General features: G+C 68.5%; 30 protein-coding genes. 17 read left to right on the plus strand and 13 right to left on the minus strand.

Features of this window, described 5'->3' with window-relative positions; all coding sequences use genetic code 11:
* Positions 1–7 precede the first annotated feature (7 nt).
* Together AC5592_RS24955 and accD are read right to left on the minus strand one after the other, a co-directional pair.
* The gene (locus AC5592_RS24955; RefSeq protein ID WP_063065629.1) at positions 8–1,366 is read right to left on the minus strand and encodes an acetyl-CoA carboxylase biotin carboxylase subunit; all 1,359 of its coding nucleotides are present in this window, start codon (positions 1,364–1,366) and stop codon (positions 8–10) included.
* Between the two features lie 10 nt (positions 1,367–1,376).
* Positions 1,377–3,044: an acetyl-CoA carboxylase, carboxyltransferase subunit beta gene (accD, locus tag AC5592_RS24960; protein WP_198163928.1), complete on the minus strand. Its 1,668-nt coding sequence runs from the start codon at positions 3,042–3,044 to the stop codon at positions 1,377–1,379.
* 213 nt (positions 3,045–3,257) lie between these two features.
* Between accD and AC5592_RS24965 the strand changes: the two genes are divergently transcribed.
* Genes AC5592_RS24965 through AC5592_RS24995 form a run of 7 tightly spaced genes read left to right on the plus strand, consistent with a single transcriptional unit; the run spans position 3,258 to position 9,971 of the window.
* Entirely contained in the window at positions 3,258–4,526 is a 1,269-nt protein-coding gene (locus AC5592_RS24965; RefSeq protein ID WP_036508177.1) for a beta-ketoacyl-[acyl-carrier-protein] synthase family protein, read from the plus strand.
* Positions 4,523–5,737: a ketosynthase chain-length factor gene (locus AC5592_RS24970; RefSeq protein ID WP_036508180.1), complete on the plus strand. Its 1,215-nt coding sequence runs from the start codon at positions 4,523–4,525 to the stop codon at positions 5,735–5,737. The genes AC5592_RS24965 and AC5592_RS24970 overlap by 4 nt, the downstream gene beginning before the upstream one ends.
* 49 nt (positions 5,738–5,786) lie before the next feature.
* Positions 5,787–6,044 carry an acyl carrier protein gene (locus AC5592_RS24975; protein ID WP_030515841.1) on the plus strand — a complete coding sequence of 86 codons (258 nt, stop codon included), beginning with the start codon at positions 5,787–5,789 and terminating at the stop codon, positions 6,042–6,044.
* Complete coding sequence (locus AC5592_RS24980) at positions 6,041–6,991, plus strand: aromatase/cyclase (RefSeq protein ID WP_063065583.1); 951 nt, start codon at positions 6,041–6,043, stop codon at positions 6,989–6,991. The genes AC5592_RS24975 and AC5592_RS24980 overlap by 4 nt, the downstream gene beginning before the upstream one ends.
* Positions 6,988–7,920, plus strand: coding sequence for an MBL fold metallo-hydrolase (locus tag AC5592_RS24985; protein ID WP_063065584.1), 933 nt, complete (start codon positions 6,988–6,990; stop codon positions 7,918–7,920). Before AC5592_RS24980 ends, AC5592_RS24985 begins: the two co-directional genes overlap by 4 nt.
* A complete protein-coding gene (locus tag AC5592_RS24990; protein WP_232329536.1) occupies positions 7,908–9,170 on the plus strand; it encodes an FAD-dependent oxidoreductase in 1,263 nt (420 codons plus the stop codon). The genes AC5592_RS24985 and AC5592_RS24990 overlap by 13 nt, the downstream gene beginning before the upstream one ends.
* A gap of 39 nt (positions 9,171–9,209) precedes the next feature.
* Positions 9,210–9,971, plus strand: a complete 762-nt coding sequence (locus tag AC5592_RS24995; RefSeq protein WP_063065585.1) for an alpha/beta fold hydrolase — start codon at positions 9,210–9,212, stop codon at positions 9,969–9,971.
* On the opposite strand, the gene AC5592_RS25000 is transcribed toward AC5592_RS24995, so the two are convergent.
* Positions 9,950–10,321: a winged helix-turn-helix transcriptional regulator gene (locus AC5592_RS25000; RefSeq protein ID WP_036508201.1), complete on the minus strand. Its 372-nt coding sequence runs from the start codon at positions 10,319–10,321 to the stop codon at positions 9,950–9,952. The genes AC5592_RS24995 and AC5592_RS25000 overlap by 22 nt on opposite strands.
* A gap of 93 nt (positions 10,322–10,414) precedes the next feature.
* Between AC5592_RS25000 and AC5592_RS25005 the strand changes: the two genes are divergently transcribed.
* Together AC5592_RS25005 and AC5592_RS25010 are read left to right on the plus strand one after the other, a co-directional pair.
* Complete coding sequence (locus AC5592_RS25005; protein ID WP_063065586.1) at positions 10,415–10,909, plus strand: luciferase domain-containing protein; 495 nt, start codon at positions 10,415–10,417, stop codon at positions 10,907–10,909.
* 29 nt (positions 10,910–10,938) lie between these two features.
* Positions 10,939–11,325 carry a lipocalin-like domain-containing protein gene (locus tag AC5592_RS25010; RefSeq protein WP_084507105.1) on the plus strand — a complete coding sequence of 129 codons (387 nt, stop codon included), beginning with the start codon at positions 10,939–10,941 and terminating at the stop codon, positions 11,323–11,325.
* Here AC5592_RS25010 and AC5592_RS25015 read toward each other — a convergent pair whose 3' ends face one another.
* Both AC5592_RS25015 and AC5592_RS25020 read right to left on the minus strand, forming a co-directional pair.
* Positions 11,326–11,832 (minus strand): acetyl-CoA carboxylase biotin carboxyl carrier protein, encoded by a 507-nt coding sequence (locus AC5592_RS25015; protein ID WP_084507108.1) that lies wholly within the window; start codon positions 11,830–11,832, stop codon positions 11,326–11,328.
* A 15-nt stretch (positions 11,833–11,847) separates the two neighbouring features.
* A complete protein-coding gene (locus AC5592_RS25020; protein WP_036511325.1) occupies positions 11,848–12,630 on the minus strand; it encodes an SDR family NAD(P)-dependent oxidoreductase in 783 nt (260 codons plus the stop codon).
* 186 nt (positions 12,631–12,816) lie between these two features.
* On the opposite strand from AC5592_RS25020, the gene AC5592_RS25025 reads away from it, so the two are divergent.
* The 4 genes from AC5592_RS25025 (at position 12,817) to AC5592_RS25040 (ending at position 15,758) form a co-directional block, all read left to right on the plus strand.
* A complete protein-coding gene (locus AC5592_RS25025; protein ID WP_036511328.1) occupies positions 12,817–13,236 on the plus strand; it encodes a nuclear transport factor 2 family protein in 420 nt (139 codons plus the stop codon).
* A gap of 32 nt (positions 13,237–13,268) precedes the next feature.
* Positions 13,269–13,880, plus strand: coding sequence for a malonic semialdehyde reductase (locus tag AC5592_RS25030; RefSeq protein ID WP_063065588.1), 612 nt, complete (start codon positions 13,269–13,271; stop codon positions 13,878–13,880).
* 147 nt (positions 13,881–14,027) lie between these two features.
* A complete protein-coding gene (locus AC5592_RS25035; RefSeq protein ID WP_063065589.1) occupies positions 14,028–14,792 on the plus strand; it encodes a sigma 54 modulation/S30EA ribosomal C-terminal domain-containing protein in 765 nt (254 codons plus the stop codon).
* Between the two features lie 9 nt (positions 14,793–14,801).
* Entirely contained in the window at positions 14,802–15,758 is a 957-nt protein-coding gene (locus tag AC5592_RS25040; protein WP_063065590.1) for an acyl-ACP desaturase, read from the plus strand.
* A gap of 1 nt (position 15,759) precedes the next feature.
* On the opposite strand, the gene AC5592_RS25045 is transcribed toward AC5592_RS25040, so the two are convergent.
* On the minus strand, positions 15,760–16,542 hold the full coding sequence (locus AC5592_RS25045; protein WP_232329537.1) for a PAS and ANTAR domain-containing protein: 783 nt from the start codon (positions 16,540–16,542) through the stop codon (positions 15,760–15,762).
* Positions 16,539–16,973 (minus strand): hypothetical protein, encoded by a 435-nt coding sequence (locus tag AC5592_RS25050; protein WP_063065591.1) that lies wholly within the window; start codon positions 16,971–16,973, stop codon positions 16,539–16,541. Before AC5592_RS25050 ends, AC5592_RS25045 begins: the two co-directional genes overlap by 4 nt.
* A gap of 79 nt (positions 16,974–17,052) precedes the next feature.
* On the opposite strand from AC5592_RS25050, the gene AC5592_RS25055 reads away from it, so the two are divergent.
* Positions 17,053–17,553: a hypothetical protein gene (locus tag AC5592_RS25055; RefSeq protein ID WP_063065592.1), complete on the plus strand. Its 501-nt coding sequence runs from the start codon at positions 17,053–17,055 to the stop codon at positions 17,551–17,553.
* Positions 17,554–17,728: 175 nt separating this feature from the next.
* Here the strand turns inward: AC5592_RS25055 and AC5592_RS25060 are convergent, their stop codons facing one another.
* Complete coding sequence (locus AC5592_RS25060) at positions 17,729–18,094, minus strand: STAS domain-containing protein (RefSeq protein WP_036511337.1); 366 nt, start codon at positions 18,092–18,094, stop codon at positions 17,729–17,731.
* Positions 18,095–18,348: 254 nt separating this feature from the next.
* Here AC5592_RS25060 and AC5592_RS25065 point away from each other — a divergent pair, with 254 nt between their 5' ends.
* Positions 18,349–19,728, plus strand: coding sequence for an ABC1 kinase family protein (locus tag AC5592_RS25065; RefSeq protein ID WP_036511340.1), 1,380 nt, complete (start codon positions 18,349–18,351; stop codon positions 19,726–19,728).
* On the opposite strand, the gene AC5592_RS25070 is transcribed toward AC5592_RS25065, so the two are convergent.
* Positions 19,709–20,047, minus strand: coding sequence for a hypothetical protein (locus AC5592_RS25070; RefSeq protein WP_157122171.1), 339 nt, complete (start codon positions 20,045–20,047; stop codon positions 19,709–19,711). The two genes, AC5592_RS25065 and AC5592_RS25070, sit on opposite strands and share 20 nt — an antisense overlap.
* A 238-nt stretch (positions 20,048–20,285) precedes the next feature.
* Positions 20,286–21,503 (minus strand): esterase/lipase family protein, encoded by a 1,218-nt coding sequence (locus AC5592_RS25075; RefSeq protein WP_036511346.1) that lies wholly within the window; start codon positions 21,501–21,503, stop codon positions 20,286–20,288.
* 605 nt (positions 21,504–22,108) lie between these two features.
* Here AC5592_RS25075 and AC5592_RS25080 point away from each other — a divergent pair.
* On the plus strand, positions 22,109–23,380 hold the full coding sequence (locus AC5592_RS25080; protein ID WP_232329538.1) for a PucR family transcriptional regulator: 1,272 nt from the start codon (positions 22,109–22,111) through the stop codon (positions 23,378–23,380).
* Between the two features lie 15 nt (positions 23,381–23,395).
* Here the strand turns inward: AC5592_RS25080 and AC5592_RS25085 are convergent, their stop codons facing one another.
* Both AC5592_RS25085 and AC5592_RS25090 read right to left on the minus strand, forming a co-directional pair.
* Entirely contained in the window at positions 23,396–24,211 is an 816-nt protein-coding gene (locus AC5592_RS25085; protein ID WP_063065594.1) for a hypothetical protein, read from the minus strand.
* Entirely contained in the window at positions 24,166–24,945 is a 780-nt protein-coding gene (locus tag AC5592_RS25090) for a glycosyltransferase family 39 protein (RefSeq protein WP_063065595.1), read from the minus strand. Before AC5592_RS25090 ends, AC5592_RS25085 begins: the two co-directional genes overlap by 46 nt.
* Positions 24,946–25,210: 265 nt before the next feature.
* Between AC5592_RS25090 and AC5592_RS25095 the strand changes: the two genes are divergently transcribed.
* Positions 25,211–25,750 carry a cysteine hydrolase family protein gene (locus AC5592_RS25095; RefSeq protein WP_063065596.1) on the plus strand — a complete coding sequence of 180 codons (540 nt, stop codon included), beginning with the start codon at positions 25,211–25,213 and terminating at the stop codon, positions 25,748–25,750.
* A 33-nt stretch (positions 25,751–25,783) separates the two neighbouring features.
* Here the strand turns inward: AC5592_RS25095 and AC5592_RS25100 are convergent, their stop codons facing one another.
* Positions 25,784–26,389, minus strand: a complete 606-nt coding sequence (locus AC5592_RS25100) for a TetR/AcrR family transcriptional regulator (protein WP_063065597.1) — start codon at positions 26,387–26,389, stop codon at positions 25,784–25,786.
* Positions 26,390–26,492: the final 103 nt, after the last annotated feature.

Genomic DNA, 26,492 nt, shown 5'->3' on the forward strand with positions numbered 1-26,492 from the left:
GGCCCCCTCATTCCGGGGCGGTACCCTCGAACATTTCCTCCACCAGAGCGGTCGTATGGGTACCGGCCCGGAATTTCGGCTGATCGAGGACGTCCAGCAGGAATTCGCGCGTGGTGCACAATCTTTCGCCGCCCACCCGGAATTCGGCCAGCGCCCGGTTCATCCGCGCTATCGCGGCATCACGATCGGGCGCCCACACGATGACCTTCGCGAGCAGCGAATCGTAGTCCGGCGGAACCGAATAACCCGCCCGGATATGGGTGTCGACTCGCGTGAACGGACCACCGGGCGCGGTGAATTCGGAAATCCTCGCGGGCGTCGGCGCGAATCCGGCCGCCGGATTCTCGGCATTGATCCGGCATTCGATCGCGGCGCCCTTCGGCTGAATGCGGTCCTGCGTCCATGCCAGCGGTTCGCCGGCGGCGATCCGGATCTGCTCGGCGACCAGATCGATACCGGTGACCATTTCGGTGACCGGATGCTCGACCTGGATTCGGCAATTCACTTCCATGAAGTAGTAGCTGCCATCCGAGTCGAGCAGGAATTCGACGGTGCCGGCTCCGGTGAAGCCGGCGGCGAGGACCCCGTCGACCGCGGAGCGGCCGATCCGGGCGGCCAGCCCGTCGGGCAGCCGCGGCGCCGGCGACTCCTCCACCAGCTTCTGATGCCTGCGCTGCACCGAGCAGTCCCGCTCGCCGAGATGGACACCCGCGCCGAAGGTGTCGCACAGCACCTGCACCTCCACGTGCCGGGCGCGGTCGAGATACCTTTCGACATACACCCGGCTGTCGCCGAAGAGCATGCGGGCCGTGGCCCGGGTGTCCCGGTAGGCCCGGGCGAAATCGGCGCCGTCGTGCACCACCGCCATCCCGCGCCCGCCGCCGCCGGCGACGGCCTTGATGATCACCGGATACCCGATCCGGTCCGCGAGCGCCTGCGCCTCATCGAATTCCAGAGCGTCGAGACTGCCCGGCAGCAGCGGCAGCCCGGCCTTGGCCATCAGCGTGCGTGCCGACTGCTTGTCGCCCAGCTCGGCCATGACATCCGCGGGCGGCCCGATGAGGGTGACTCCGGCGGCACGGCACGCGTCGGCGAAATCTGGTGACTCCGAAAGGAATCCGTAGCCGGGATGAATGGCATCGGCGCCGGTGATCTCGGCGGCTGTCAGGATTGCGGCCGCGTCGAGATAACTGCGTTTCGCCGCGGCCGGACCGATCCGCACCGCCTCGTCGGCGAAATCCACGACCGCCGAATCGTGGTCGGCCGCCGAATAGACCGCCACCGTGGGCACCCCCATCTCACGGCAGGTACGAGCCACACGCAGCGCGATCTCACCCCGGTTGGCGATCAGAATCTTGTCGAACATCGCGCCTCCCTCACGCCGCCGAGCGGGCAGCCACCGGAACACCGAAGCGACGGAACCGGGCTCGCCGTTCGGCCGCCAACTCCTCGCCGCTGCGCCCGATCAAGGCCCGCAACGTCTCGGCCAGGGCGCGGTGCAGCCGCTCGGCCGCCACGCGCGGCACGGCACCGTCGTGGCCGGGCAGGACACCGTCGACGATGCCCAGCCGCAGCAGCTCGCGAGCGGTGATATGCAGTGCCGCAGCGGCTTCGGCCGCGGCGCTCGGATCGTTCCACACGATGGCCGCACATCCTTCGGGGCTGATCACCGAGTAGACCGAGTCGGCCAGCATCAGCACACGGTTGGCGACCGCGAGCGCCAGCGCGCCGCCGCTGCCGCCCTCGCCGATCACCACACTGATCACCGGAACGCGCAAGGCCGACATCAGGCGGATGTTCTCGGCGATGGCGACGGCTTGGCCCTGCTCCTCGGCGGTCGCTCCCGGATAGGCGCCCGGGGTGTCGATGAGCGTGACGACCGGCAGACCGAGCTTTTCGGCCAGGCGCATGAGCCGAGCGGCCTTGCGATATCCCGGCGGCGTGGGCATGCCGAAGTTGCGGACCATGAGCTCCTTGGGATCGTGCCCCTTCTGCTGGCCGATCACCATCACCGGCCGGTCGCCGAGCCAGGCCGGACCGCCGACGACGGCGGGACAGTCGGCGCCGATGCGGTCGCCGCGCAGTTCGAGGAATCCGTCGAACGCGAGAGCCACATAGTCCAGGGCGGTGGGCCGGCTGATCTCGCGCGCCCGGCGGACCTGTTCCCAGGCCTCGGCCTCGGGCAGCGAATGCGGATCGGTGACGATCTCGGCCGCCGCACCCGGTTCGCCGGTGGGGTCGACCGGCCCCGCGATGCGCAGCAGCGCACCCAGCGTCGCGCGCAGGCCCGAGCGGGGCACGATCATATCGATGAGGCCGTGCTCGAGCAGGAATTCCGCGGTCTGGAACCGCGGGGGCAGTTCCTGGCGGATCGTCTGCTCGATGACCCGGCGCCCGGCGAAGCCGAGCCGGGCGCCCGGTTCGGCGATCAGCACGTCGGTCAGCGTCGCGAACGACGCGGCGACACCGCCGTAGGTCGGATCGGTGATCAGGCTGACGGTGAGGATGCCCGCGCGATCGAGCTGCTCGAGCGCGGCACTGGTCTTGGCCATCTGCATCAGCGACAGCGGCCCCTCCTGCATGCGGGCGCCGCCGGACGCGGTGATCAGAAGCAGCGGAATACGCTCGGCCAGAGCGTATTCCGCCGCCACGGTGATCATCTCCCCGACCGCGGTGCCCAGGCTGCCGCCGAGGAAGCGGAAGTCCATGGCGACGACGACGACCGCGGCGCCCTCGATGCGCGCGGTCGCGCACACCACCGCATCCCGCAGCCCGGTGCGCGCCCGCGCACCGGACAGCCGGTCGGCATACGGCACGACATCGTGGAAGTTCAGCGGGTCGTCCTCGGTGCCGGCGATCGGCAGCGGCTCGAACCGGCCCTCATCGGCCAACTGGCGCAATCGCTGCTCGGCGGACAGGGGGGTGTGCCGGCCGCATTCACCGCAGACGCCCAGGTCACGGTCGAAACGCTTGCGATACAGGGGAATCCGGCAGCCCGGGCACAGTACCCAGTCCGCGGTGTGGGAGCTTGGCGGCGTCTTCACGGGGTGTCTCCTGTGCTCGATCGGCCACGGTCAGCCGGACCGCAGCGTCCGGTGTGCTCAGGTTCGCCCCGCGCGCTCGAGGACAGCTCGATCGCGGTGCTCGAGCGGGGCTAGAGCGGCCCGCTTCACCCTGATCGTGATCTCGGGGACTTTCGGGACTCTTCGGCGAGAAGGGACAACAGCTGTGTACGCCAATGCATTCGGAGGTTCGTTATGAACCGTCGCGTCGTCGTGACCGGGCTCGGGGTGCGTGCGCCCGGCGGCAACGGCAAGGACGAATTCTGGAAGTTGCTGTCGGACGGGCGCACCGCTACCCGCCGGATCAGCTTCTTCGACGCCTCCCCCTACCGGTCCCAGGTGGCGGGCGAGGCAGATTTCGACGCGGTCCGGGAAGGGCTGTCGCCCAGGGAGATTCGGCGCATGGATCGTGCCGCCCAGTTCGCGGTGGTGTGTGCCCGCGAAGCGGTGGCCGACAGCGGTCTCGGCGTCGACACGCTCGATCCGCAGCGTATCGGTGTCAGCCTCGGCAGTGCCGTGGCCGCGGCGACGAGTCTGGAGCAGGAATATCTGGTGCTGTCGGACTCCGGCCGCGACTGGGTACTCGACGAGAAACACGTCTCGCCCTACATGTTCGACTACATGGTGCCGAGTGTGATGCCGGCCGAGGTGGCATGGAGCGTGGGCGCCGAGGGGCCGGTGGCCATGGTGTCCAACGGGTGCACGTCGGGACTGGACTCGGTCGGGCACGCGGTGCAGTTGATCCGCGAGGGCTCCGCCGACGTGGTGCTGGCGGGCGCCGCCGATACCCCGATCACGCCGATCGTGGTGGCCTGCTTCGACGCGATCAAGGCGACCACGCCGCGCAACGACGACGCCGAGCACGCCTCGCGGCCGTTCGACAACTCGCGCAACGGTTTCGTCCTCGCCGAAGGGGCGGCGATGTTCGTGCTCGAGGAGTACGAGAACGCCCGCCGCCGCGGCGCGCACATCTACGCCGAGATCACCGGCTACGCGACCCGCTGCAACGCCTACCACATGACCGGCCTCAAGGCCGACGGACGCGAAATGGCCGAGGCGATCCGGGTGGCCCTCGACGAATCGCGGGTCGATCCCACCGCCGTGGACTACGTCAACGCCCACGGGTCGGGCACCCGCCAGAACGACCGCCACGAAACCGCCGCGGTGAAGCGCAGTCTCGGCGAGCACGCCTACCGCACGCCCATGAGCTCGATCAAATCGATGGTGGGTCATTCACTGGGCGCCATCGGTTCGGTGGAGATCGCGGCCTGCCTGCTCGCGCTGCAGCACCAGGTGGTGCCGCCGACGGCGAATCTGCACGAGCCGGATCCGGAATGCGATCTCGACTACGTCCCGCTCACCGCGCGCGACCACCGCATCGACACCGTACTGAGCGTCGGCAGCGGATTCGGCGGCTTCCAGAGCGCCATGGTGCTGCGCCGGCCGCAGGGGGTGCCGGCATGAGCGTCGTGACGGGAATGGGCGTGGTGGCGCCCAACGGGCTGGGCCTGGACCACTTCTGGGATGCGGTGCTGGCGGGACGCGGCGCCATCGCACCGCTGACCCGCTTCGACACCACCGGATTCGGCGCGACGCTGGCCGGCCAGGTGGCCGAGTTCGACGCCGGTAAGTACCTGCCGAGCCGGCTGCTGCCGCAGACCGACGTCTCCACCCGGATGGCACTGGTGGCCGCGCAGTGGGCCCTCGACGACGCGAAGGTCGACACCACCGCACTCACCGACTACGGCATGGGTGTGGTCACCGGAAACGCTTCCGGCGGTTTCGAATTCACCCACCGCGAATTCAACAAGCTGTGGTCGCGCGGCTCCGAGCACGTGAGCGTGTACGAATCGTTCGCCTGGTTCTACGCGGTGAACACCGGCCAGATCTCGATCCGCCACGGCATGCGCGGACCGAGCAGCGCGCTGGTCGCCGATCAGGCCGGGGGCCTCGACGCGGTCGGGCACGCCCGGCGCACCGTGCGCCGCGGCACTCCCCTGGTGGTCACCGGTGGTGTCGATTCGGCGCTCGATCCGTGGGGCTGGGTCTCCCACATCGCGGCCGGAACCGTCAGCACCGCAACCGATCCCGCGCGCGCCTATCTGCCGTTCGACGCGCACGCGGCGGGTAACGTGCCCGGCGAGGGCGGGGCCATGCTGGTGCTCGAGGACGCCGCGGCGGCCCAAGCCCGGGGCGTGCCCGACTGTTACGGCGAAATCGCCGGGTACGCGCAGACTTTCGATCCGCCGCCGGGTTCGCCGCGCCCGCCGGGACTACAGCGGGCGATCGAGCTGGCGCTCGCCGATGCCGGACTGCGCAGCGACGACATCGATGTGGTCTTCGCCGATGCCGCCGGCGTGCCCGAGGCCGACCGTGCCGAGGCGGCCGCCCTCGACGCCGTCTTCGGTCCCGGCGGAGTCCCGGTGACCGCCACGAAACCGCTCACCGGGCGGCTGTTCTCCGGTGCGGGCCCGCTCGACATCGTCACCTGCCTGCTGGCCATGCGCGACGCGGTGATCCCGCCGACCGTGGCCACCACCGAACTCGCCGAAGGATGCCGGATCGACCTGGTCCGCGGCGAACCGCGCTCGGCCGACCTCGGCGCCGGGCTCGTCCTCGCCCGCGGGCGATGGGGCTTCAACTCCGCGGTGGTCGTTCGCGCGCACCCGCGCTGACCCCGCACAGCAATCGCAGTATCCCTTCGAACGCACTCAGGAGCACACCATGACCATCACCATCGACACCCTGCGCCGAATCCTGGTGGCCTGCGCCGGCGGCGACGAGGACGCCCCCGAACTCGCCGGTGACATCGCCGAGGTCGAGTTCGAGGAACTCGGCTACGACTCGCTGGCCCTGATCGAAACCGCCTCGCGCATCCAGCGCGAGTTCGGGGTGACGGTCCCCGAGGAACAGCTCATCGACGTCAAGACCCCGCAGGAGCTGATCGACATCGTCAACCAGCAGCTGGCGGGTGTGGCATGACGATCCGCACAACGCACACCCGGGTCGTCGAGGCGCCCGCGGACGAGGTCTACGGGCTGGTCGCCGACGTCGGTCGCTGGCCGGTGATCTTCGAACCGTCCGTGCTGGTGCGGCATCTGCACCGCGGCGCCGACGAGGAGCGGTTCCGGCTGTGGGCGACGGTGAACGGTCAGGTCACGGACTGGACCTCGCGCCGGACCCTGGACCCGGCCGGGCGGCGCATCACCTTCGAGCAGGAACGCAGCCGGGCGCCGATCGCCTCCATGGGCGGGCAGTGGCGATTCGACGAAACCGGCCCGCGCACAACGACTGTCACACTCGATCACCACTTCACCGTGGCCGACGGTGCGGATCCGGACGTGATCACCGGCGCGGTCGACCGCAACAGCGTCACCGAACTGGCGGCGCTGGCACGGATCGCCGAGCTGGGGCATCCGGTCGACGACATCATCGTCACCTTCGAAGACCGTGTGACGCTGGATGCGACGGCAGCCGAACTCTATGACTTCGTCTACCACAGCGACCGCTGGCCCGACCACGTTCCGCACGTCGGCCGGGTGGATCTCACCGAAGACGCGGACGGGGTGCAGCTGATGGAGATGGACACCGTCACCGAGGGCGGTATCCCGCACACCACCCGGTCGATCCGGATCTGCGTCGCGGCCGAACGTATCGACTACAAACAGCAGCTGCCGCCCGCGATGCTGTTCGGGCACAGTGGCGCATGGGAATTCGCCGACGGCCCCGCCGGTGTGGTGGTCCTCGCCCGGCACACGGTGGCGATCAACCCTGCCGCCGCGCGCGAAATCCTCGGCCCCGATACCGGACTCGCCGAAGCCCGCGCCTATCTCGGTGAGGCCCTGGGCACCAACAGCCGCAACACCCTGCTGTGCGCGGCGCAGTACGTCGCGGCCCGCCGCGCCGAATCCGCGAAATCACCGTCATGACAGCGACCGGAAGTGCGCAGCTCGCCGAGCCGGTGGTGCACGAGGTCGCCGACGGTGTCTTCGCCTACACCCATGGCCACGGCGGCTGGTGCGTCAGCAACGCCGGCGTCGTCGCCGGACCCGACGGTGCGCTGGTGATCGACACCCTCGCCACCGAGGACCGCACCCGCGGCCTGATCGCACACGTCGATCGGGTCGCCGGCGGACCGGCGCGCACCGTGGTCAACACCCATCACCACGGCGACCACAATTTCGGCAACCATCTGTTCGGGCCGGCCGCGGTCCTCGTCGGTCACGATCGGATCCGCGCCGAGATGATCGAGACCGGGCTGGCTCTGACACAGCTGTGGCCGCAGGTCCGGTGGGGCGACGTGCGAGTCACGCCGCCGACTGTCACCTTCTCCGACCGGCTGACCCTCCACGTCGGCGAGCGACGCGTGGAGCTGATCCATCTGGGTCCGGCGGCGCACACCACCAACGATGTGGTGGCGTGGCTGCCCGCGGAGAAGGTGCTGTTCGCCGGGGATCTGGTGATGTCGGGCGCGGCGCCGTTCTGCTTGTTCGGTTCGGTCGCCGGCACCCTCGCCGCGATCCGGACACTGTCCGAGCTGGGCGCGGAAACCGTTGTGGCAGGCCACGGCCCGGTCACCGGACCGGAGATCTTCGATCAGACGACCCGGTATCTGGAATGGATCGACAGGTTGGCGCTCGACGGCCGGGCGTTGGGGCTGACTCCGCTCGGCATCGCACTCGAGGCCGATCCCGGCGAGTTCGCGGATCTGGTGGATGCCGAGCGGGTGGTCGGCAATCTTCATCGCGCCTATGCCGAGGCGGACGGCGCGGCACCGGGCGCGCCGCTGGATGTGCTCGCCATCTTCGACGAGATGGTCGGCTACAACGACGGCCGGGTACCGACGTGCCTGGCCTGAGCGAGCGAGAGACGGCCACAGCCGAGACCGTCGATGTGTGCGTGATCGGCGGCGGACCGGCGGGACTGGTCGCCGGTGTATTGCTGGCCCGGTCCGGGGCGAAAGTTCTGGTGCTGGAGAAGCATCCGGACTTCCTGCGCGACTTCCGCGGTGACACGGTCCACCCGTCGACGCTGACGGTGATGGACGAACTCGGGCTCGCCGACGAATTTCTCCGGCTGCCGCATGTGCGGGCTCCGCGGCTGCCGATGGCGACCGCGCTGGGGCCGGTCGTGTTCGCCGACTTCGCCCGGCTGCCCGGCCGGTTCCCGTTCGTGGCGTTCATGCCGCAGTGGGACGTGCTGAACTTCCTCGCCGAAACCGGCCGCCGGTATCCGGGATTTCGTCTGCTGCAGCGGGCGGAGGTCACCGCACTGCTCGAGTCCGGCGGCGTCGTCGACGGCGTGCGTGCCGCCACCCCGGACGGTCCGGTCGAGGTGCGGGCCCGTCTCGTGATCGCCGCCGACGGACGGAATTCGTTGGTGCGCACCAGTGGCGCGCTCGCGGTGGCGGCGAGCCGGGCGCCGATGGACGTGTTGTGGTTCCGGGTGGGCAAACCCGAGGGCGAAAGCCTGCCGACCGTGCGCAGCGGCAAGGGTTTCTTCATCGTCTGCATCGATCGCGGCGACTATCTGCAGGTCGCCTACATGATCCCCAAGGGCGGTTTCGAGACGATCCGCGCGGCCGGCCTGCCCGGGTTCCGGGCGCAGCTCGCGGTGATCTATCCGGCACTGGCGCCGGGGCTCGAGACCGCGATCCGCGAGTGGGACGATGTGAAACCGCTCGACGTGCGGGTGGACCGGCTGCGGCACTGGTGGCGCCCCGGCCTGCTGGCCATCGGCGATGCCGCGCACGCGATGTCGCCGGCGGGCGGCGTCGGTATCAATCTGGCGGTCCAGGACGCGGTCGCCGCCGCGCGACTGCTGGCGCCGACCCTGGCCGCGGGCGGTGTGCCGAGTCTCGCGCAGTTGCGCGCGGTGCAGCGCCGCCGCGAATTCCCTATGCGCGTGGTGCAATTCGCGCAGTTGCGTCTGCTCGCCGATCTGTATCCGAACGCGGGGCGCCCGAGCACCGACAAGCCGTTGCTGGCCCGGTTGCTGCGTCGCTTCCCCGGCCTCTCGCACGTGGTGGCACGGGTGATCGGCCTCGGGATCCGGCCCGAGCACGTCCCGCCGGCACACGGCGACCATCTCATCGTTTCCAGTACCTGAATTCCCAGAACCTGATTTCAGCACCCAGGAGGACCTGTCGTGTCGACCTATCTCCTCGTTCACGGCGCGTTTCACGGCGGCTGGGCCTGGCAGCGGGTGACCCCGCTGCTCACCGCGGCCGGCCACCGTGTCTTCGCGCCCTCACTCGTCGGCATGGGCGAACGCGCCGACGAACTCACCCCCGACGTGGGACTCGACACCCACGTCGACGATCTCGCCGAACTGATCCTCGCCGAGGATCTGCGGGAGCTGATCCTGGTGGGCCACAGCTACGCCGGAATCGTGGTCACCGCGCTCGCGGACCGGTTCCCGGACCGCATCGCCGAGCTGATCTACGTGGATACCTTCGTGCCGCGAGACGGCGAAGCCGTCGCCGACATCATGCCGGAGATGGTCGAGGCGTTCACCACCGCGGCCGCGGCCGTCGGGGACGGCTGGCGGGTGCCGCCACCCACCGAGCCGATGGGCGACAGCGGCATCAACGGCGTCACCGAGGAACCCGACCTGAGCTGGGTGGCCTCGATGCTGACGGCCCAGTCGCTGAGGACTTTTCACCAGCCGCTGACCCTGCGCAATCCGGACGATCTGGCTCTCGTTCCCGTCACCCACATCCACTGCAGCGAGGGCGGCGAGGCCTTCAAGGCGATGCGCGCGGCGATGCCGCGGACCCTTCCTCCTGCGGACCTGCCCAGCGAACGGCTGAAGATTCTGCCGACCGGGCACGACTGCATGATCACCATGCCGCGTGAATTCGCCGAACTGCTACTGCAATCGGCGGCTCAGCGTTCGCCCGCGTCGTAGGCGGCGCGGGCCGCCAGCACCTGCGCCAAGTGCTCGTTCGACCACCGCGCGAGACCGTCGAACAACGGAGTCAGGGTGGCGGCCAGCGCGGTGGCCGCGTACTCGACGCGTGGGGGGACCTCGGGATGGTAGGTGCGCTGCACCAGACCGTCGCGTTCGAGCTGACGCAGCCGCTGGGTCAGCACCTTGGGCGTGACGCCCGGAATGCGTTGCTGCACTTCGTTGAACCGCATCCGGCCGTCGTGGATCAGCACCCACAGCACCTGGGTGGACCAGCGGCCGAAGAACAAATCGACCACCGGCGAGATCGGACAGGGATCGGCGACAGGGGGCGGCGTGACGGGCGTCATGATCACTCCTAGGCACTTTCCATTTGGTAACTACTATACTTTGGAAACTACTGTGTGACCAGAAGCCTTTACCGGCGCGAGAGGAGCACAGTGATGACTGCGACCGCACCACACGGAAACCTTCGCCTGCCGAGGCGGCGCGGCGAACGCCCGCTCACCCGGCCCCACAATCCGCATCAGCAGCTCACCCAGAATCCGGACGTCCGGCTGCAGGAAGCGCTGTGGGCGCGCATGATCACACTCGACGGTGTGCTGGCCGCCCGCAGCGCGGTCTCGCTGCCCGACACCCGTGCCCTGCATCTGCATCCCGATCTCGCGCACGGACCCGAGGACGCCTTCCTGGCCGGCACCGAATTCGTGCACCTGCACGGGCACGCCGACGGCAGCCTCCATCTGCGCCTACCGGAAACCGCTGCCGCCGAAGCCGTTTCGGCTTGCTGGGCCGAACAGCATCCGATGGCCCGCGCCGGCGTCCTGCCGGCGACACTGCTGATGGTCTACGGCCCCCGCGACGCCGACGAACTGGAACAGGTCTGGCAGCTGGTACGCGCCTCCTACGACTACGCCCGCGGGAACGCTCGAGCATGATTCGAGCGACGGCACGCATCGTGAGGCCCATGACTGCGACTGATCTCGTCGGCACCTGGGAACTGGTGTCCTACTACGACATCGACGACGCGGACGTGCGCAGCGAGGGGCCGCTCGGCCCGGCGCCGCGCGGTCTGCTGATCTACACCGCACAGGGCTCGGTCTCGGTGAGCATGATGCGCACCGGCGACACCACCGCGGCGCCCCCGTTCATGGGCTACGCCGGAACCTGGCGCACCGCGGGAATGGCGGTGGTGCACGCCATCAGCGTGTGCTCGAATCCGGCCTGGGCCGGCACCGAGCAGGTACGCCAGATGTCCCTCGACGGTGACGTGCTGACGCTCATCGGCGCCGCGCAGGTGGACGGGCGGACCCAGCGCCGCATTCTCACCTGGCGCAGGTCCGCCCGCCCGTGATCACTCCGGCGAGTACGAGAACAGAGGTTCGTCGAATTGCACCGAATCACCGTCCTGTTTGAGGATCGCGGTGACGACCCCGCCCGCTTCGGCCGTCACCGGGATCATCAGCTTCATCGCCTCGACGATGCCGACCTGACGCCCCGGCGACACCCGGTCGCCGACCGCCACGAACGGCTCGGCACCGGGCTGCGGGCTCCGGTAGAACACGCCCACACTGGGTGCGCGGATCACCGGATCGGTCACCGGCACCTCGGTCGCGATGTCGGTTGCCGGTGCCGGTGCCGGTGCGGCGCCGGCACTCACCGCAGCCTCCCCCGGGCCTTGCGGCCACTGCGCCTCCACGGTCACCTCACCGACCTGGATCCGCAGGCCGCTGGGCTGTGCCGGGAAGCCTGCCAGCAGCCGCAACGCGCCCGACTGGATGGCGTCGAGTATCTGCAGATAGTCGTGCTGGGCGGCATCGAGTTCCGCTGCGGGGGTGACGTTTTCGTCCATTGCTGTCATGACGGCACGCTCCGGTCAGTAGTTGCCCAGGCCGCCACAGACATTCAATGCCTGTGCGGTCACGGCGGCGGCGGCCGGCGAGATCAGGTAGTCGACCATCGCGGCCACCTCGTCGACCTGGACGTAGCGGCCGATCGGCACCCGGGCGCTCACGCGCGCGTGCACCTCGTCGGTATCGACACCCCACAGACCCGAATACACCTCGCGAACCCGTTCGGCCATCGGCGTTTCCACGAATCCGGGGCAGACCGCGTTGACCGTGATCCCGGTCTTGGCCAGCTCCAGCCCCAGCGCCTTGGTGAAGCCGACGACCCCGTGCTTGGAGGCCGAATACGGCGCGCCGTGGAGCACACCCTGCTTACCGCCGGTCGAGGCGATGTTGACGATCCGGCCGCTACCGCGCTCGAGCATGCCGCCGGCGGTGAGCGCGGCCTTGGTGGCGTAGAAGACGCTGTGCAGGTTCGTCTCGATCACGTCGAGCCACAACTGGTCCTCGATCTGCGCGGTCACGCCGCCGCCGCTGCGACCGGCATTGTTGACCAGGATGTCGACGGGGCCGAACCGCCGGACCCCGGCATCGACGTACTCCCGGATCTGCGCGGCGTCGCGAACGTCGCAGCCCACCCCGTCGACCGCGAACCCGTCGTCCTGCAACTGCTTGGCCGTATCGGCCACCCGCTGCTCGTCGCGAGCACAGATGAACACCGCAACACCCTGTGCCGCCAGGTTTTTCGTGATCTGCAAGCCCATTCCGCTGGTCGCTCCGCTGACCAGCGCCACACGCTGACTGTCCGCCATATCTCCTCCATCGGTGCTGGATCCGGTTACGCCGGCCCGTCCGGCCACCAGCGTCGCGAAAGGCCCTATAAGACCGGTCAAATCGGCGCGGGCTCGACCGAATCTCGAGTGCCGTCGGCGACCGTGGAGCGCGATCGAGGTCCGCCCGGAACACCGGCGGCCACACCGTCTTCCGAGGAGCCGTCCATGACCACTGTCGCCAGCCGTGCCGAGCTGTACGCCGAGGTCCAGCAGTTCTACGCCGATCAGATGCAGCGCCTGGACAACCGCGACATCACCGGATACGCCGAAACCTTCACCGAGGACGCCGAATTCGAGCACACTCCGGGCCGCCCGCCCGCGCGCACCCGAGCCGGGATCGTGTCGGATCTGGTGGAGTTCCACAAGCGCTTCGACAGCGATCCGATGCAGCGCCGGCACTGGTTCAACATGATCAACCTCTCCCCGCGCGACGACGGCAGCATCGGCGCCACGATGTACTGCCTGGTGGTCAAGATCCGGCCCGGCGCGGCGCCGGAGATCGCGCCGAGCTGTGTGGTCCACGACGTGCTCGTCCGCGTCGACGGTGAACTACGCACCCTTTCCCGCCGCGTCACCCACGACTGAACGAAAACTTCACCCCCACAAGGAGTTACGCTGTGAGCACCGCTCAGCCCACTACGCACCCGACCCTCGCGGCCGAAGCCCAGGACCTGTTGTTCCGCACGGCCCGCACCGCCAACACCTTCACCGACGAGCCGGTGAGCGACGAGCAGATCCGCGAGATCTACGAGCTGGTCAAATACGCGCCGACCGCGATGAATCAGCAGCCGCTGCGGATCGTGCTGGTTCGCGGCGCCGAGGCCCGCGCCGCCCTCGTCGAGCATATGCTCGACAACAACAAGCCCAAGACCGAAAAGGCGCCACTGACAGCGATTCTGGCCGCTGACCTCAATTTCCACGATCACCTGCCCAAGCTTTTCCCGCACGCCCCCGACGCCAAGGAGTACTTCACCGACGACGACTACCGGGCCGAATCGGCGCGGTTCAACGCACTGATCCAGATCGGCTACTTCATCCTCGGCATCCGCGCCGCGGGCCTGGCCGCGGGCCCGATGAACGGGTTCGACGCCGCCGGTGTCGACAAGGAATTCTTCCCCGAGGGCACGCACAGCGCGCTGGTCGTGGTCAACATCGGCAAGCCGGGCCCCGACGCCTGGTACCCGCGCTCACCGCGGCTGGAATACGACGAGGTCGTCACGACCGTCTGACCCGCGCCCGCCCGAAGCCCGATCGGAATGTCCGATCGGGCATTTCGTGCGTCATCGAAGGGACTTTCGCCTCTTGGGCGCCGCCCCGCGCCCCGGCACAGTTGTCGTGCGTCGAAACGGGTCGGGTGAGCGAGAGAGGTCGATCGGGTGGTGCGGGAATCTCAGGGATGGTCGTCGACAGCGTTCCCGGACATCGTCATCTTCGCCCGCGGGCCGGTGCCCGCACTCGAGGCCGAACGCGTGGCCGGCGCGGTGGGCCGGCTGCTGGCGCGCCACTGCATCACCGGCGGCGCCCGGGTTCGGATCACCGCCGCTGCCGGCGATGCCGAACCTCTTCTGGTGCAGGTGAATCTCGCCCGGCACGATCGCCCGGTCCGGATGCAGGTGCGCACCCGCGGGCCCAACGAGGTGCTGTCGGTGGTGGTCCGGCTCGAACGCCAGCTCACCGGCGGAACCGTCCGGGACTGGCCGGATCCGGCACGACCGGCGCTGGCGGAAGCCGCCGTCGGAAAGATCGTGCGCCGCAAGGTGTTCGCGCTCGACACCCTCCGCCCGAAGTCGGCCGTGGCGGTGATGGACGCGCTCGACTTCGACGTTCACCTGTTCGTCGACGCCGAAACCGGTGAGGATGCCGTCGTCTACCGGGCCGGTCCGTCGGGGCTGCGGCTGGCGCGCCGGTCGCGAATGCATCCCCCGTCCGATACCGGCGGCCGGATGTTCACGGTGCACTCGCGCCCGACCCCGGTCCTCACCGAGCCCGGCGCGGTGGAGCGGCTGTGCGAGCACGGCCTGCCGTTCCTGTTCTACCTCGACGCCTTCACCGGGCGCGGACATCTGCTGTATCGCCGCTACGACGCGGACCTCACCCTCGTCACACCCTGTGCCGAGGTCGAATTCGACACGGAAAGGTAGATCACCAGCGTGGCACGAGAGTTGACGCAACGGGAAATTCTCACCGAACTCGAACCGGTCGCCGCTACGGCGCTGAACCGGCATCTGTCGATGGTCAAGGAGTGGCATCCGCACGACTACGTCCCCTGGGACGCCGGGCGCAACTTCGCGATGCTCGGCGGAACCGATTGGGAGCCCGGGCAAACCACGCTCAGCGAGGTGGCGAAGGCGGCGCTGGTGACCAATCTGCTCACCGAGGACAACCTGCCCTCCTACCACCGCGAGATCGCCGAGAACTTCTCCCAGGACGGCGCCTGGGGAACGTGGGTGGGCCGCTGGACCGCCGAGGAGAACCGCCACTCCGTCGTGCTGCGCGACTATCTCGTGGTCACCCGCGGCGTCGACCCGGTCGCGCTCGAGAACACCCGCATGACCCATATGACCAACGGCTTCACCCCGGGGGTGGCCCGGCTCCTCGACGGCGAAGCGGGTTTCCTGTATTCGGTTGCGTACGTGAGCTTTCAGGAACTCGCCACCCGCGTCAGCCACCGCAACACCGCCAAGGTATGCGACGATCCGATCGCCGACCGCATGCTGCAGCGCGTCGCACTCGACGAGAACCTGCACATGATCTTCTACCGCACCCTGTGCGCGGCCGCGTTGGATCTCGTTCCCGATCAGGCGATGACGGCCATCGACCTCATCGTCGAGAACTTCAGGATGCCCGGCGCCGGAATGCCCGACTTCCGCCGCAACGGGGTGCTGATGGCCAAACACGGTGTCTACGATCTGCGCCAGCACTACGAGGACGTGCTCGAACCGGTGATCCGGCGATGGAACATCTTCGGCCGCACCGACTTCGGGCCCCGCGGCGAACAGGCCCGGGAACGACTGGGCGCCTTCCTCGAGAATATGGAACTGGTGCAGATTCCCCGCTTCGAGGAACACCGCGACCGAGCCCTGGCCCGCGAGCGCGCCCGCGCCTGATTCAGCGGGGACGGCCCGGTATGCGGGTGTGGACGGTGAGCAGCAGATGGTCGAAGGCGGTGAGTGTCTGCGGCTCCGCGTCCGGAAGGGTCGGCAGTTCGGCGATCAGCTGGGCGGCCAGGTCGCGGAGTTTGGTGTTGGTCTCCTGGGAGCGCCAGGACAGGATTTTGAACGCCTGCTCGGCACTGACCCGATACATCCGCATCAGCACCCCCTTGGCCTGTTCGATCACCGCGCGATGCTCGATGACGTCGGGCAGAGCCGCCGACAGCGTCTCGCGTTCGCTCTCGGCGAGGGTCTCGGTCAGGTCGATGTAGAAGCCGGCGGTGCCGGTGACGGCACCGGCCTCGTCGTAGAGACGGTCGGCGACCACCATCACGTTGTGCACAGTGCCAGCGGTATCGATGAACCGATGCCGGCTGGAGAACGATTCCCCCAAGTCGACCGCGCGGGCGATGCGCGCGGCCACATCGTCGCGGTCGTCGGGATGTTTGTGCGACAGCAGCAGTTCGGTGGTCGGCACGACGCTGCCGGGGGTGTAGCCGTGCATCCGGTACACCTCTTCCGACCATTCCCAGCGTCGCGTCGCGAACCAGAACCGGAAGGATCCGACCCGCGGCACGCCGATCGGCTCAGCCGGTGCCGTCTCCCCTGCCGTGTGATCGTGTTCGTTGTCCATGCCGTTGCGCCGCACGAAACGATTATGGCCGGTGGAGACCGTGCGGGTAGCGGAGTCCGGGACGGCAGTGCCGAAAACCGCGCGTCGTTTCGCGATGCTGCTCACATGAAGGGCCACAGGTCCGCGTCGCGGTGAGTGCTCCGCGCCAAGCGGGGGTCGTCGGCGGGACGCAGCCACCGCACCGGCACCCGGATCGGTTCGATCGAGGGCAGGCACGCGACGTGTCCGGTGCGGTCGACAAGCGACCCCACGACGCGATATCCCTGCTTCGGGGCCAAGCCCAGAGCGGCGGCTTGGTCGTCGGTGAGCGTGACCTCGGTGTGCGAGCGTTCGATGAGTCGCAGTCCCTCGACCGTCACCGGATCGGTGTCGTAGTCGACGTTGGAGGCCGTGAGCCGGAAACGCGCACCCGTCAACAGGCTCGCCACCCACATCGAGGTCCCCAGTCGCTCGCGATCGGGATAGCGGGCGACCGGCAGTCGATGCGGGACCAGCACCACATAGGTATGCCCGATCTCCACGTCACGGGCGCGCATGGCATCCAGAGTGGTCCTCGCGGCGGACCCGCGCAACGTTGCCGGTACAAGGTCGCCACGCAGGAATAAGGTGTGGTGCATGAGCGAGTCTGCCGCCCGGCGCGCGGGCGAGCGTGCCGCGCAGGCGGCCGAGCGGGCCGAGGAGCTGGCCGCGCGGCAGGCGGAGCTGAGCGCCGGACGACCGATCACCCGCAAGGACGTGGACAGGGCGGCCGAACGAGCTCGACAGGCACTCGAGCATGCGGAAAGCGCGCATCGCGCGGCCGCGGATCGGCACGAGGCCGCGGCACGTGCCCACGATCGCGCAGCCGCCGCCTACGACAAGGCCGCTGCGGACAAGGCTTCTGCGTACGGCCACCGCTCGGCATTCGGCAAGAACTCGGCGCCCGGCAAGGACTCGACGTCCGCCGATCGCGCCGACCGGTCCCGCCGGGACGCCGACTTCCATCGCGCGGCGGCGGCACACGATCGCGCGGCCGCCCGCGAACAACGAGTCGAGGCAGCGCGCGAGTCCGGGAACGACCTCGCCGAACGGCCCGTCGACACTGGTGGGCCACGTCACAGGCCGGGACGGAAATAGCGCGCCGGGTATCGCGGTTGAACCCCCTGTCGACGTCCGAACAGCCCCGGGCCGCACCCTTCAGTCGCTACGAGCGACCACTCGCCGAGAGGCGCTTGTGGGACGTCGACCAGATACGGACGCCGCCGGGAATGCCACCCGGCGGCGTTCTGCTGTCGGCTCACCCGGTGTCAGATCACCCAGCGACCACACCTGCGCTGGGCAGATCGTCGTACACCGAGACCATCCGATCCAGACCGGTGACCTGGATGACGCGTTTGGCCGCACCCGATGCGACCACGCGCAACCGGCGGGGAGTCACCGTGGTCGCCGCCGCGTGCAGCACACTCAGCCCGGCCGATCCCAGGAAACCCACCCCGGACAGATCGATCACCGGCGCGGCCTGATCGGCGTCCTCGAATGCCTCGCTCATCCGGTCCAGCACACTCTGCAGTTGATCGGCCGTCATCGCGTCGACATCACCGTGCGCCGATATGACGAGCGCGCCGCCGGTCCGGTCGACCTCGACGCTCAAGCCGCTGTCATCCACCAAGACACTCATCTCCTCGTCACCGCCGTACCTCACACTCGTATACAACCCCCCTCACGCGAGCCCAAACCTCTTTTTTTCGCAGCACTCGTCCGCGGTCTGTGTGCTGTTCCGACTTCGGCGCCGGATTTTCGTGATATTCACGCGAGTGGAGCCGGACGGCCGAACACTCGCGGGCGGGCCGGTAGCTTGGCCTCGCCTCGCCCCCACATCGGTCCGGTGCGGTGAGCGGCACGCGCCAGGTCCGAAGCGATGGAGGTCGAGCAGTGAGCAATCGGGTCCCCCACGGCCGCATCTCGCGCGGCAGCAAGATGGGCCGGCTCGCCGCGGGACAGGCGCTGCGCGGGGTCGGCTCCCGGCTGTCGATGGTGGGCCGCACCGAAGAGGCCCGCCGGCGCTTGAGTGAACGCTCGGCGATGCAGGCCGCCCAGCAACTGGTCACCGTGCTCGGCGGCATGAAGGGCGCCGCGATGAAGCTCGGGCAGATGTTGTCGGTGCTCGATCTCGATCTGCTGCCGGAAGAACAACGCGAGATGTTCCGCACCAAACTCGCGCAACTGCGCGATCAGGCGCCGGCGTTCCCGTTCTCCGCCATGCGCACGGTGATCGAGAACGACCTCGGCCCGATGGCGCGCATCTTCGCCGACTTCGACGAGACCCCGATCGCCGCCGCCTCCATCGGGCAGGTCTACCGCGCCCGGCTGCGCGACGGACGAGCGGTCGCGGTCAAGGTCAAATATCCCGGTGTCGACCGCGCGGTCGAAGCCGATATGCGCAATCTGATGTTGATCAGCCGCCTCTGGAAGGCGGTCCTGCCCAGCGCCGCCGACGAAGAGGTGCTCGCCGAGATCGCCCGCAACATCGGCAGCGAACTCGACTACCCCCGCGAGGCCCGCACCCAGCACCACGTGGCCACCCGCTACCGCGGCCATCCCTATATCAGCGTGCCCGACAGCATCGAATCCTGCTGCGGCCCCAACGTTCTGGTCACCGAACTGGTCGACGGCGAGCCGTTCGGGCACATGCGCGCCCTGCCCGACGCCGACCGCACCCGCCTCGGGGAGCTGATCTACCGCTTCTACATCACCTCCCTGTTCACCGACCACGAGTTCTGCGGCGACCCGCATCCGGGCAACATCATGCTCGCCTCCGACGGGCGGCTCGCCTTCGTCGACTTCGGGCTCTACACCGCGATGAGTCCCGCCGACGTCGAACTCGAACGCGACATCATCTGCGCCGCAGGCGAATACCGCGCCGAGGATATCTACCACGCCTGGGTGGCACAGGGCATCGTCGATCCCGACGCCGGAGTCACACCCGACGAATGCCTCGGCTACATCTGGGCCGCGACCGGCTGGCATCTGATCGACGAGGACATCACCGTCACACCCGAATTGGCCACCAGCGCAGTGGTACTCGCCGTCGACCCCCGCGCCGCGGAATTCAGCGGCATGCGTCACCAGCGCCTGCCACCCGAGCACGTGTTCTCCCGCCGCGCCGACCTGTTCACCTACGCCGTCCTCGGCCAACTGCACACCACCAACAACTGGCACCGCCTCGCCCGCGAATGGCTCTACCACGAACCCCCGGCCACCGACATCGGCGCCGACATCGCACGCTGGCGGCTCACGGCACGATCGTCGTGATCGGTACCGCGCCGGGATAGCCCCGGTCGCGGGCATACCAGCACAGGAAGCCGTCGCTGTCGGCCGCCAGGTCGGTCACCCACCAGCGTTCCATCCCGTCGCACAGATCCATATAGGTGCAGCAGTCGCGCAACTCCGCGAACGAACCGCGTTGCCGCGCCGCGCAGACGAGTGCGGCGACGATCCTCCTGGCCGGAGGATGCCCGTAGACGACCCAGCCGTATCCGTCCTCGAGCGGTTGCAGCCGGACGCCGTGGAAGTGGCGGCCGAACAACCGGCCGACCGTGGGATCGATGGCGTAGCAGTGCAAGTCGCGCATGGGTACCTCCGGGTTCGTCGTCGACACCGAACGCCTCGGCCGCGCGGTGGCGGGCATCGAGAGCCGAGATGCCCACCGGGTGGTGGTCGATCCACCCGGTGGGCACGGCCGCCGCGATGGGACGGCTGCGATGGGGAGTGTCGGTAACACCCACCGCGGTCCCGCGGCGGAGGATGCCCGCCGGTGCGCCGGGAGGTCCACGACTCCTCCCGCGCACCGGCGAGCAAGCATCACGGGGTCAGAGCTTGCCGCCGCCACCCACCAGCCACGGGTTGAAGCTGCAGGTCAGCGCCGGGGTCTGAGCAGGATCGAGGGCATGCAGGATGATCGAGAGCACCCGCGGCGAATACATCATCGTCAGGTGATCCGACACGTCCTGCTCACATCCGTCCTGCAGGGTGATGTTGTCGACCGTCGCACCCGGGCCGGGCTTCAGGAACGTCAGATCGTAGGGGTTGGTGATCTCGTCGTAGCGACTGCCGACCACCGTGTAGTCCACACCCGGCATCGTGTCCCCGCCGGCGTTGAGCTGGTTCACGAAATCCGAGCCGATCGTCTGCTGAATGCCCGCGTGGCCGACGAAGATCTCCACCAGCCCCAGCACGTCGATGCCGAGATTGTTGATCATCCGTCCCAGCGCGCCGATGCCGTCCAGTGAGGTGCCGTGGTTGGTGGCGCCGAAGGTCATCATGTGATGCACCTTCGCCGCACCACCGTCGAACTTCAGATACCACCGCGACATCGCGCCACCCTGCGAATGGCCGACCAGATTCACCTTCTGCGACCCGGTCGCCGCCAGCACCCGATCGACGAACTGCGCCAACTGTTTCGACGAGTCCTGGATGTACCCGGTGCCGTTGGTCCCCGGCAGCACCGACCCCAGGCCGCCGCCCTGGATCAGGTTCGACTTGCCGTAGTTGAAGGTGAACACGCAGTAACCGGCGTCGTGGATCGGCTGGCTGATGTAGGAGAAGTTGTCATAGGCGTTCTCCCACGTGCCGTGCACCAGCACCACCGGCTCCGGATGCGCCGCGGTGGGTTTGCAATTCCAGTCGTTGGTCCCCGGCGGCGCGACATCCGGATTCAGCAGCCCGTACCCGAAGGCGGCCAGGAACGAACTCTGCGCCGGACCGTAACCCACTGTGTCACTGGAGGTTCCACCGGAGGAGCCCGAACTCGAACCCGAACCGCCGTAACAGTCACCGGACCCGTTGCCCGATCCGGCGCCGCTGCCCGAGGTGCAGGCCGAACCGGTGCCGGAGCTCCCGGAATCGGCGATCGCGTGCGCGGAGGGATTCTTCAACCCGTGCGTGATCATCTCCGCGAGCTGCTGCTCCTGCTGCTGATCGCCGACGGGATCGGCGCCGGCGCCGACGCCGGTGAGCCCTACCGTGAGTGCGGCGGCCGCCGCGACAATGGCCGCACTCGTACAACTGCGGCGAAGACTTTTTTTCATGGTGTTCCTGACATCGTCGAATTCGCTGCCCGGAAAGTCGCCGATCGACGTTTCCGGAATTCGCGAGCAAACGCTACGGAGACGATCGAGCGCGCGGCGACCGTTACGACGATGTCTTCACGGGTTCACGAAACAATTCCGGGGGCGCCATGACTCCACACAGTCGGTTCTTTCACTGTGCCGATATCCCGGGACGACCGGACGGACAATTCATCGCTTACCTGCGCGACACGCATTGTCGCCCGCGCGGTTACGCCCGACGAGTCGCAATCGGGCGCGGGATTCGGCCGCGCTTCGGACGGGCGGATCCCGGCGCGGCCCCAGGCTTCGGAGCGGCACGGGCTTGCGTCGCCGGCCACGGGGTCGCGAGGGTCCATCGAACCGCGCGCAAAAGTGAGCGGTCGGACAGTTATGTGCGTTCACCGCTCTGGATACTGCGTCCAGTGCAGCTGTTTACGCAGTTCAGAGCAGTAACAGATACCAGCAGGAAAGTCTGCGAATCCGAGTAGAAGGTGAGCCAGAACTCGCATTATCTTCGAATCCTGGACGACGGCAGCATGCCGGCGGCCGGACACCACCCCGCAGTCGTGACGAGGAGGTCACCTGTGACGACCCGATCAGCGCCGCGAGCCCCGATCGCGCCCACCCCGAGTCCCGGGGCCCTGACCGCCGGCGACGCCGACCGCCTGGCCGAGCTCCTCCTGTCGCATCTGCGCACGAAAATCCACCCCTTCACCGCACTGCCGCGCCCCCTGCTCGACGGCGACGTGAAAGCCATGATCCGCGTGTGCATGCGGTGGGCGAGCGAGCGTGGAACCGCGGCCGCCACCGCCGATCCCGCGGCGTTCCTGCAGGTCGCGGCCGCTCGATGGGCTCGCGCCGACCTGCCGATCGAGAAGGTGCTACACGCGATGCACGTCGGATTCGGCGAAGCCCTCGAGGTCGTCGTCGCACGCGCGGGCGAGCCGAGTTGCGACCGCCTCATCGCGTGGACGAGCGCCGCGGTGGAGCTGTCGGACCTGTGCACCGGCGCCATCAGCAGGGCGTACGTGCGCGAACTGAAGGCCACCTCCGGCGACCACCACACCGCAGTCCACACCCTCACCTCGGCGCTGCTCGCCGGGCAGGCCAGCTCGAAAGTGGCTCGCGAATGCGGCATTCCGATCGCCGACGAGTACTACGTGCTCGCCGTCCACGTGGGCGCGCATCCCGACGAGAACCGTCCCGGTCTCGATCGGCACGTGGTCGCCGGACGCAAGCTGCGCCGCATCCAATCGGCGCTGACCCGCCAATTCCAGGACCGCGCACTGGCGATGCTGTCGGTCGACGGCGGAACGATCCTGCTGCCCGCCGAGGTCTGCGGCGAGCCCGAACTCGACCGCGCGGTCGAGGTGGTGGCCGACTACGCCGCGGCTGCGGTCACCGCGGTCATGACCCGGTGCGCCACCGGCGCCGTCCCCGCGGCCGCCCGACGAACCCACGAACTTCTCGACACCACCGAATCGATCGGAATCGGCCCCGGATTACACAAATTCGACGACCTCGCGCTGCAATACCAATTGACCCGCCCGGGAATCGGCCGCCGAATATTGGAAACGCGTATCGCGCCGCTCGACGATCACCCCGAACTGCTGCGAACGCTGCATATCTTCTTCCACACCGATATGAATCGCCGGCGTACCGCACGGCAATTGAATATCCACCCGAATACCATCGATTACCGGCTCCGGCGCATCGGGCAATTGACCGGCTTCGACCCTTCCCGAAGCCAGGGGCTGTGGTATCTGCGCTCCGCACTCATCGCTCGCGGCGGCACCTCGTCGACGGCCCCATCGACGTCCCTGGATCGGGCGGGACAGTCACGCCGCTCCGCCTGAGCCGCGACGCGCGGCTCAGGCGCCGTGGTCGATGCGCAGCGTCATCATTTCGGGCCAGATCTGCGACCAGGGACGAATCGGGTTGGCACACAACGACACCCGGATGCCGTAGTTCACCCCTTGGAATCCGCTCGGATCGTCGAGACGAGCCACCGGGACGACGGTCGTGAAGCGAGCCGGCAACTCCCGCTGCAGATCTGCACCGCCGACGTACAGCACCACGGTCGCGGAATCCGGTGGCGGCCCGAAGTAGCCGTAACCCCGGCTCGCGCTGTACACCGACGGGAGATCCGCGGACCCGAGCACCGCCAGAGCACTGGCCTGCCAATAGTTCTGGGTCACGATCACCACGCGGGCCCGCGCCGCCTCCGGTACGGCGTCGACCGCGTGGGAGACGGTGTCGACGAGTTGCGGCCATCCCCGCAATCCGAAGAACTGCGCGCGAATCGCCATGTCGCCGTTGCGGATCGCGGGCCCGTGCAGCCAGGACTGCGGGAGCGGAAGAATACATACCGCCGCCACCACGACCACCATTCCGGCCGCGCAATAGCCCGCGAGCGCCTTGCCGACCCGGCCCCGCAGCCCGTCTCCGACGAGATGGACCGCGGCCGTGGCGAAGAAGAGCGCGAACCCGTCGCCCAGGTAGTACGGACGCAGTCCGGCCACGAGCACCGCCGCCAACGGCACTAGTCCCAGGGGCAGGAGAAACCGCACCCACCGCAGGTCCGGTGCCCGGAAGACCGCCCAGATCCCGATCAGCAGCAGAATCCCGCCCGGCCCCGTGGTCAGCACGAGTTCACGCACCGCGGAGGCGAATCGCCCGTCGACCATCGTCGTCTGCTCCCCTCGATCGCCGCCCCCATGGCGAGCTGCGGCCAGCCGTGCCGCGCCTGCCACACCAGCGCCGGCACCATGGACACCACGAGGATCGCAACGCCGATCCAGAGAGCGGGACGACGCAACACCTGCCGCGGTCCCCACGCCAGCACCCCCAGCCCGAGCAACGCCCAGACCGCCAGGATCAGCCATTTGACTTGGAAATCGACCGCGGAAGCGAGCGCGGCCGCGATCAGCAACGCATCCCGGCGCGCGCGCACCCACCGGATCACCAGCCAGCAGACGAGCGTCGTCAACGCGGCGTCATAGGCGAATGTGCTCAGCGCGGCCGACTGCTGCACCGCGAACGGCGTGCACGTATAACCGAGCGCCGCCGTCACCTGCGCGGCCCGTCCTCCACCCAGTTCCCGAGCGATCACCGCCGCGAGCACAACCGTCGCAACCGTCAACACCACCACCGGCAGTCGCAACACCATCGCCGAGCCGGGAGCCACCAGATCCGACAGATAAGCCTGCAACGGCACCAACGGTCCCTGATCGGCATAACTCCACGCCGGCCGCCGCCCCGCCGGGACCATGTACAACTCGTCCCCCCACAACGGGTACCGCCCCAATCGCGCGGTCGACAGCACGAGCAGGCCGCCGGCGAGGATGGTCAGTTCACGTAATGCGAACGGGGGCAGGGTTTCCGAGATGCGGGAACCGGTGGCATCAATGGCGGCGCTCACGGGCGACCCTCCGACAGTGCAGACACGACGGGCGCGCATTCGCCGCCCGGTGAAGTAAATCCTATGGCAGACAAGGGCTTTCGACGCAGCGACTACGGTTCGTCACAAAGCCTCACGTTGCCGTTCGTGACGACTCCGAAGTCCCGCAACACACGTCGGTCACCCGCCGGACCTGTAGCCGCCGGTCGTCCTGCTCGGATGGGTCGCACCGACGACGAACTACCCTCTTGACCTGAACCATAGTTCAGCTTCTACGGTCGGTTCCATGAGCGATGCGCTGATCGTGGTCGATATGCAAAATCTGTTCGTCGATGTGGTGGGACCAGACGGGCCCCGAGTCGTCGCAGCCGTGAACCAACAGGTGGCGCAGGCGGTCGAGCGTGGCCGTCCGGTCTTCTACACCCGAGACTTCGCCCCGATCGATCTTCCGGACGGTGATCCGCAGCGTCGGACCGCGCTACATCCCGACCTGGATGTCCGAGGCACCATCGTCGACAAGGGACCCGGGAAACGCGGTGGTTTCTCCGGCTTCGTGCTCGGGCCGGTCCTGGAACCGCAGCAACCCTACGGAGGCGGCAGCCTGGGACCGCTGGCCGGGTTGCTCCGCGACAGCGGGGCCGGCTCGGTGACCGTCGTCGGTATCGCCACCGACGTGTGCGTGGCGGCAACGGCGCGCGATGCGGTACGCCTCGGCTACGAGGCGACGGTGCTCGTCCGAGCCAGTGCCTTCGTACACGCTCATCCCGAGGGCGACCGGGCAGCACTGGCCGAGTTGCGAGACGCCGGGGTCACCGTCATCGAGTGAGCTTCGGGCAGTGAATTTTCCCTCCGCACCGACCTACGGCACCCGCACCTCCAGGATGCCGCGCGCGAGTTGTGCCAGCCCCGCGGCGATCTGCTCGGAGCCGAGCCCGCGCTCACGCTGATGCCGATACACCTCGGCGGCGAGCGGTGCGAGCAGCGCGTCCACGAGCGAATCAGGTTCGGCCACACCGGCTTCGGCGAGCAGCGCGCGTACGTGCAGCGCCCAGAATTGATAGGCCCCGGTGCGGAACCGCGCGCCGCCGGTCTCCGCGCCGAGGACCAGATGGGCGTGGGTGTCCAGCAATTCGACCATCGCGGCGTAGAACGCGGCCAGCCGTTCACCGGGCGGTGCGCCCGGCCCGAGCGGTGGTTCGCCGCGCAGCAACTGCTCCTGCAGTGCCCGCTCATGCTCGTCGAGCAGGGCGACGGCAATGGATCTCACGTCCGGATAGCGCCGATACAGCGTGCCCCGCCCGACCCCGGCAGCCTTGGCGATGTCGTCCATGGTGACCGTGCGCGGGTCGCTCCCGGCGAACAACGCCGCTGCGGCGGCCAGCACCTTGGCCCGATTACGAGCGGCGTCGGCGCGCTCGGCGGGCGCGGGCGGGTCGTTGAGCAGTGGGAGGCCGGAGCTGTCCATGCAGCTCACTGTAGCCCCGAGGGATCAACTGGACAATCTGTCCAGTTAGGTTCTAGCATCGACGGAGTAAACGGACATGCTGTCCAGTTGATCGGAGACTCGA

Source organism: Nocardia violaceofusca NBRC 14427, from assembly GCF_963869435.1.
Classification (GTDB): domain Bacteria; phylum Actinomycetota; class Actinomycetes; order Mycobacteriales; family Mycobacteriaceae; genus Nocardia; species Nocardia aobensis.

Excerpts from the sequence above, each read along its gene's own strand:
- AC5592_RS24985 (WP_063065584.1), top strand. The coding sequence starts at position 6,988 with ATGACAGCGACCGGAAGTGCGCAGCTCGCCGAGCCGGTGGTGCACGAG.
- AC5592_RS25095 (WP_063065596.1), top strand. The coding sequence starts at position 25,211 with ATGAGCGATGCGCTGATCGTGGTCGATATGCAAAATCTGTTCGTCGAT.
- AC5592_RS24965 (WP_036508177.1), top strand. The coding sequence starts at position 3,258 with ATGAACCGTCGCGTCGTCGTGACCGGGCTCGGGGTGCGTGCGCCCGGC.
- AC5592_RS25025 (WP_036511328.1), top strand. The coding sequence starts at position 12,817 with ATGACCACTGTCGCCAGCCGTGCCGAGCTGTACGCCGAGGTCCAGCAG.
- AC5592_RS24975 (WP_030515841.1), top strand. The coding sequence starts at position 5,787 with ATGACCATCACCATCGACACCCTGCGCCGAATCCTGGTGGCCTGCGCC.
- AC5592_RS24955 (WP_063065629.1), bottom strand. The coding sequence starts at position 1,366 with ATGTTCGACAAGATTCTGATCGCCAACCGGGGTGAGATCGCGCTGCGT.
- AC5592_RS25000 (WP_036508201.1), bottom strand. The coding sequence starts at position 10,321 with ATGACGCCCGTCACGCCGCCCCCTGTCGCCGATCCCTGTCCGATCTCG.
- AC5592_RS25005 (WP_063065586.1), top strand. The coding sequence starts at position 10,415 with ATGACTGCGACCGCACCACACGGAAACCTTCGCCTGCCGAGGCGGCGC.
- AC5592_RS25050 (WP_063065591.1), bottom strand. The coding sequence starts at position 16,973 with ATGCGCGCCCGTGACGTGGAGATCGGGCATACCTATGTGGTGCTGGTC.
- AC5592_RS25075 (WP_036511346.1), bottom strand. The coding sequence starts at position 21,503 with ATGAAAAAAAGTCTTCGCCGCAGTTGTACGAGTGCGGCCATTGTCGCG.
- AC5592_RS25055 (WP_063065592.1), top strand. The coding sequence starts at position 17,053 with ATGAGCGAGTCTGCCGCCCGGCGCGCGGGCGAGCGTGCCGCGCAGGCG.
- AC5592_RS25070 (WP_157122171.1), bottom strand. The coding sequence starts at position 20,047 with ATGCGCGACTTGCACTGCTACGCCATCGATCCCACGGTCGGCCGGTTG.
- AC5592_RS25015 (WP_084507108.1), bottom strand. The coding sequence starts at position 11,832 with ATGACAGCAATGGACGAAAACGTCACCCCCGCAGCGGAACTCGATGCC.
- AC5592_RS25010 (WP_084507105.1), top strand. The coding sequence starts at position 10,939 with ATGACTGCGACTGATCTCGTCGGCACCTGGGAACTGGTGTCCTACTAC.
- AC5592_RS25085 (WP_063065594.1), bottom strand. The coding sequence starts at position 24,211 with ATGGTCGACGGGCGATTCGCCTCCGCGGTGCGTGAACTCGTGCTGACC.
- AC5592_RS25100 (WP_063065597.1), bottom strand. The coding sequence starts at position 26,389 with ATGGACAGCTCCGGCCTCCCACTGCTCAACGACCCGCCCGCGCCCGCC.
- AC5592_RS24980 (WP_063065583.1), top strand. The coding sequence starts at position 6,041 with ATGACGATCCGCACAACGCACACCCGGGTCGTCGAGGCGCCCGCGGAC.
- AC5592_RS24970 (WP_036508180.1), top strand. The coding sequence starts at position 4,523 with ATGAGCGTCGTGACGGGAATGGGCGTGGTGGCGCCCAACGGGCTGGGC.
- AC5592_RS25020 (WP_036511325.1), bottom strand. The coding sequence starts at position 12,630 with ATGGCGGACAGTCAGCGTGTGGCGCTGGTCAGCGGAGCGACCAGCGGA.
- AC5592_RS25060 (WP_036511337.1), bottom strand. The coding sequence starts at position 18,094 with ATGAGTGTCTTGGTGGATGACAGCGGCTTGAGCGTCGAGGTCGACCGG.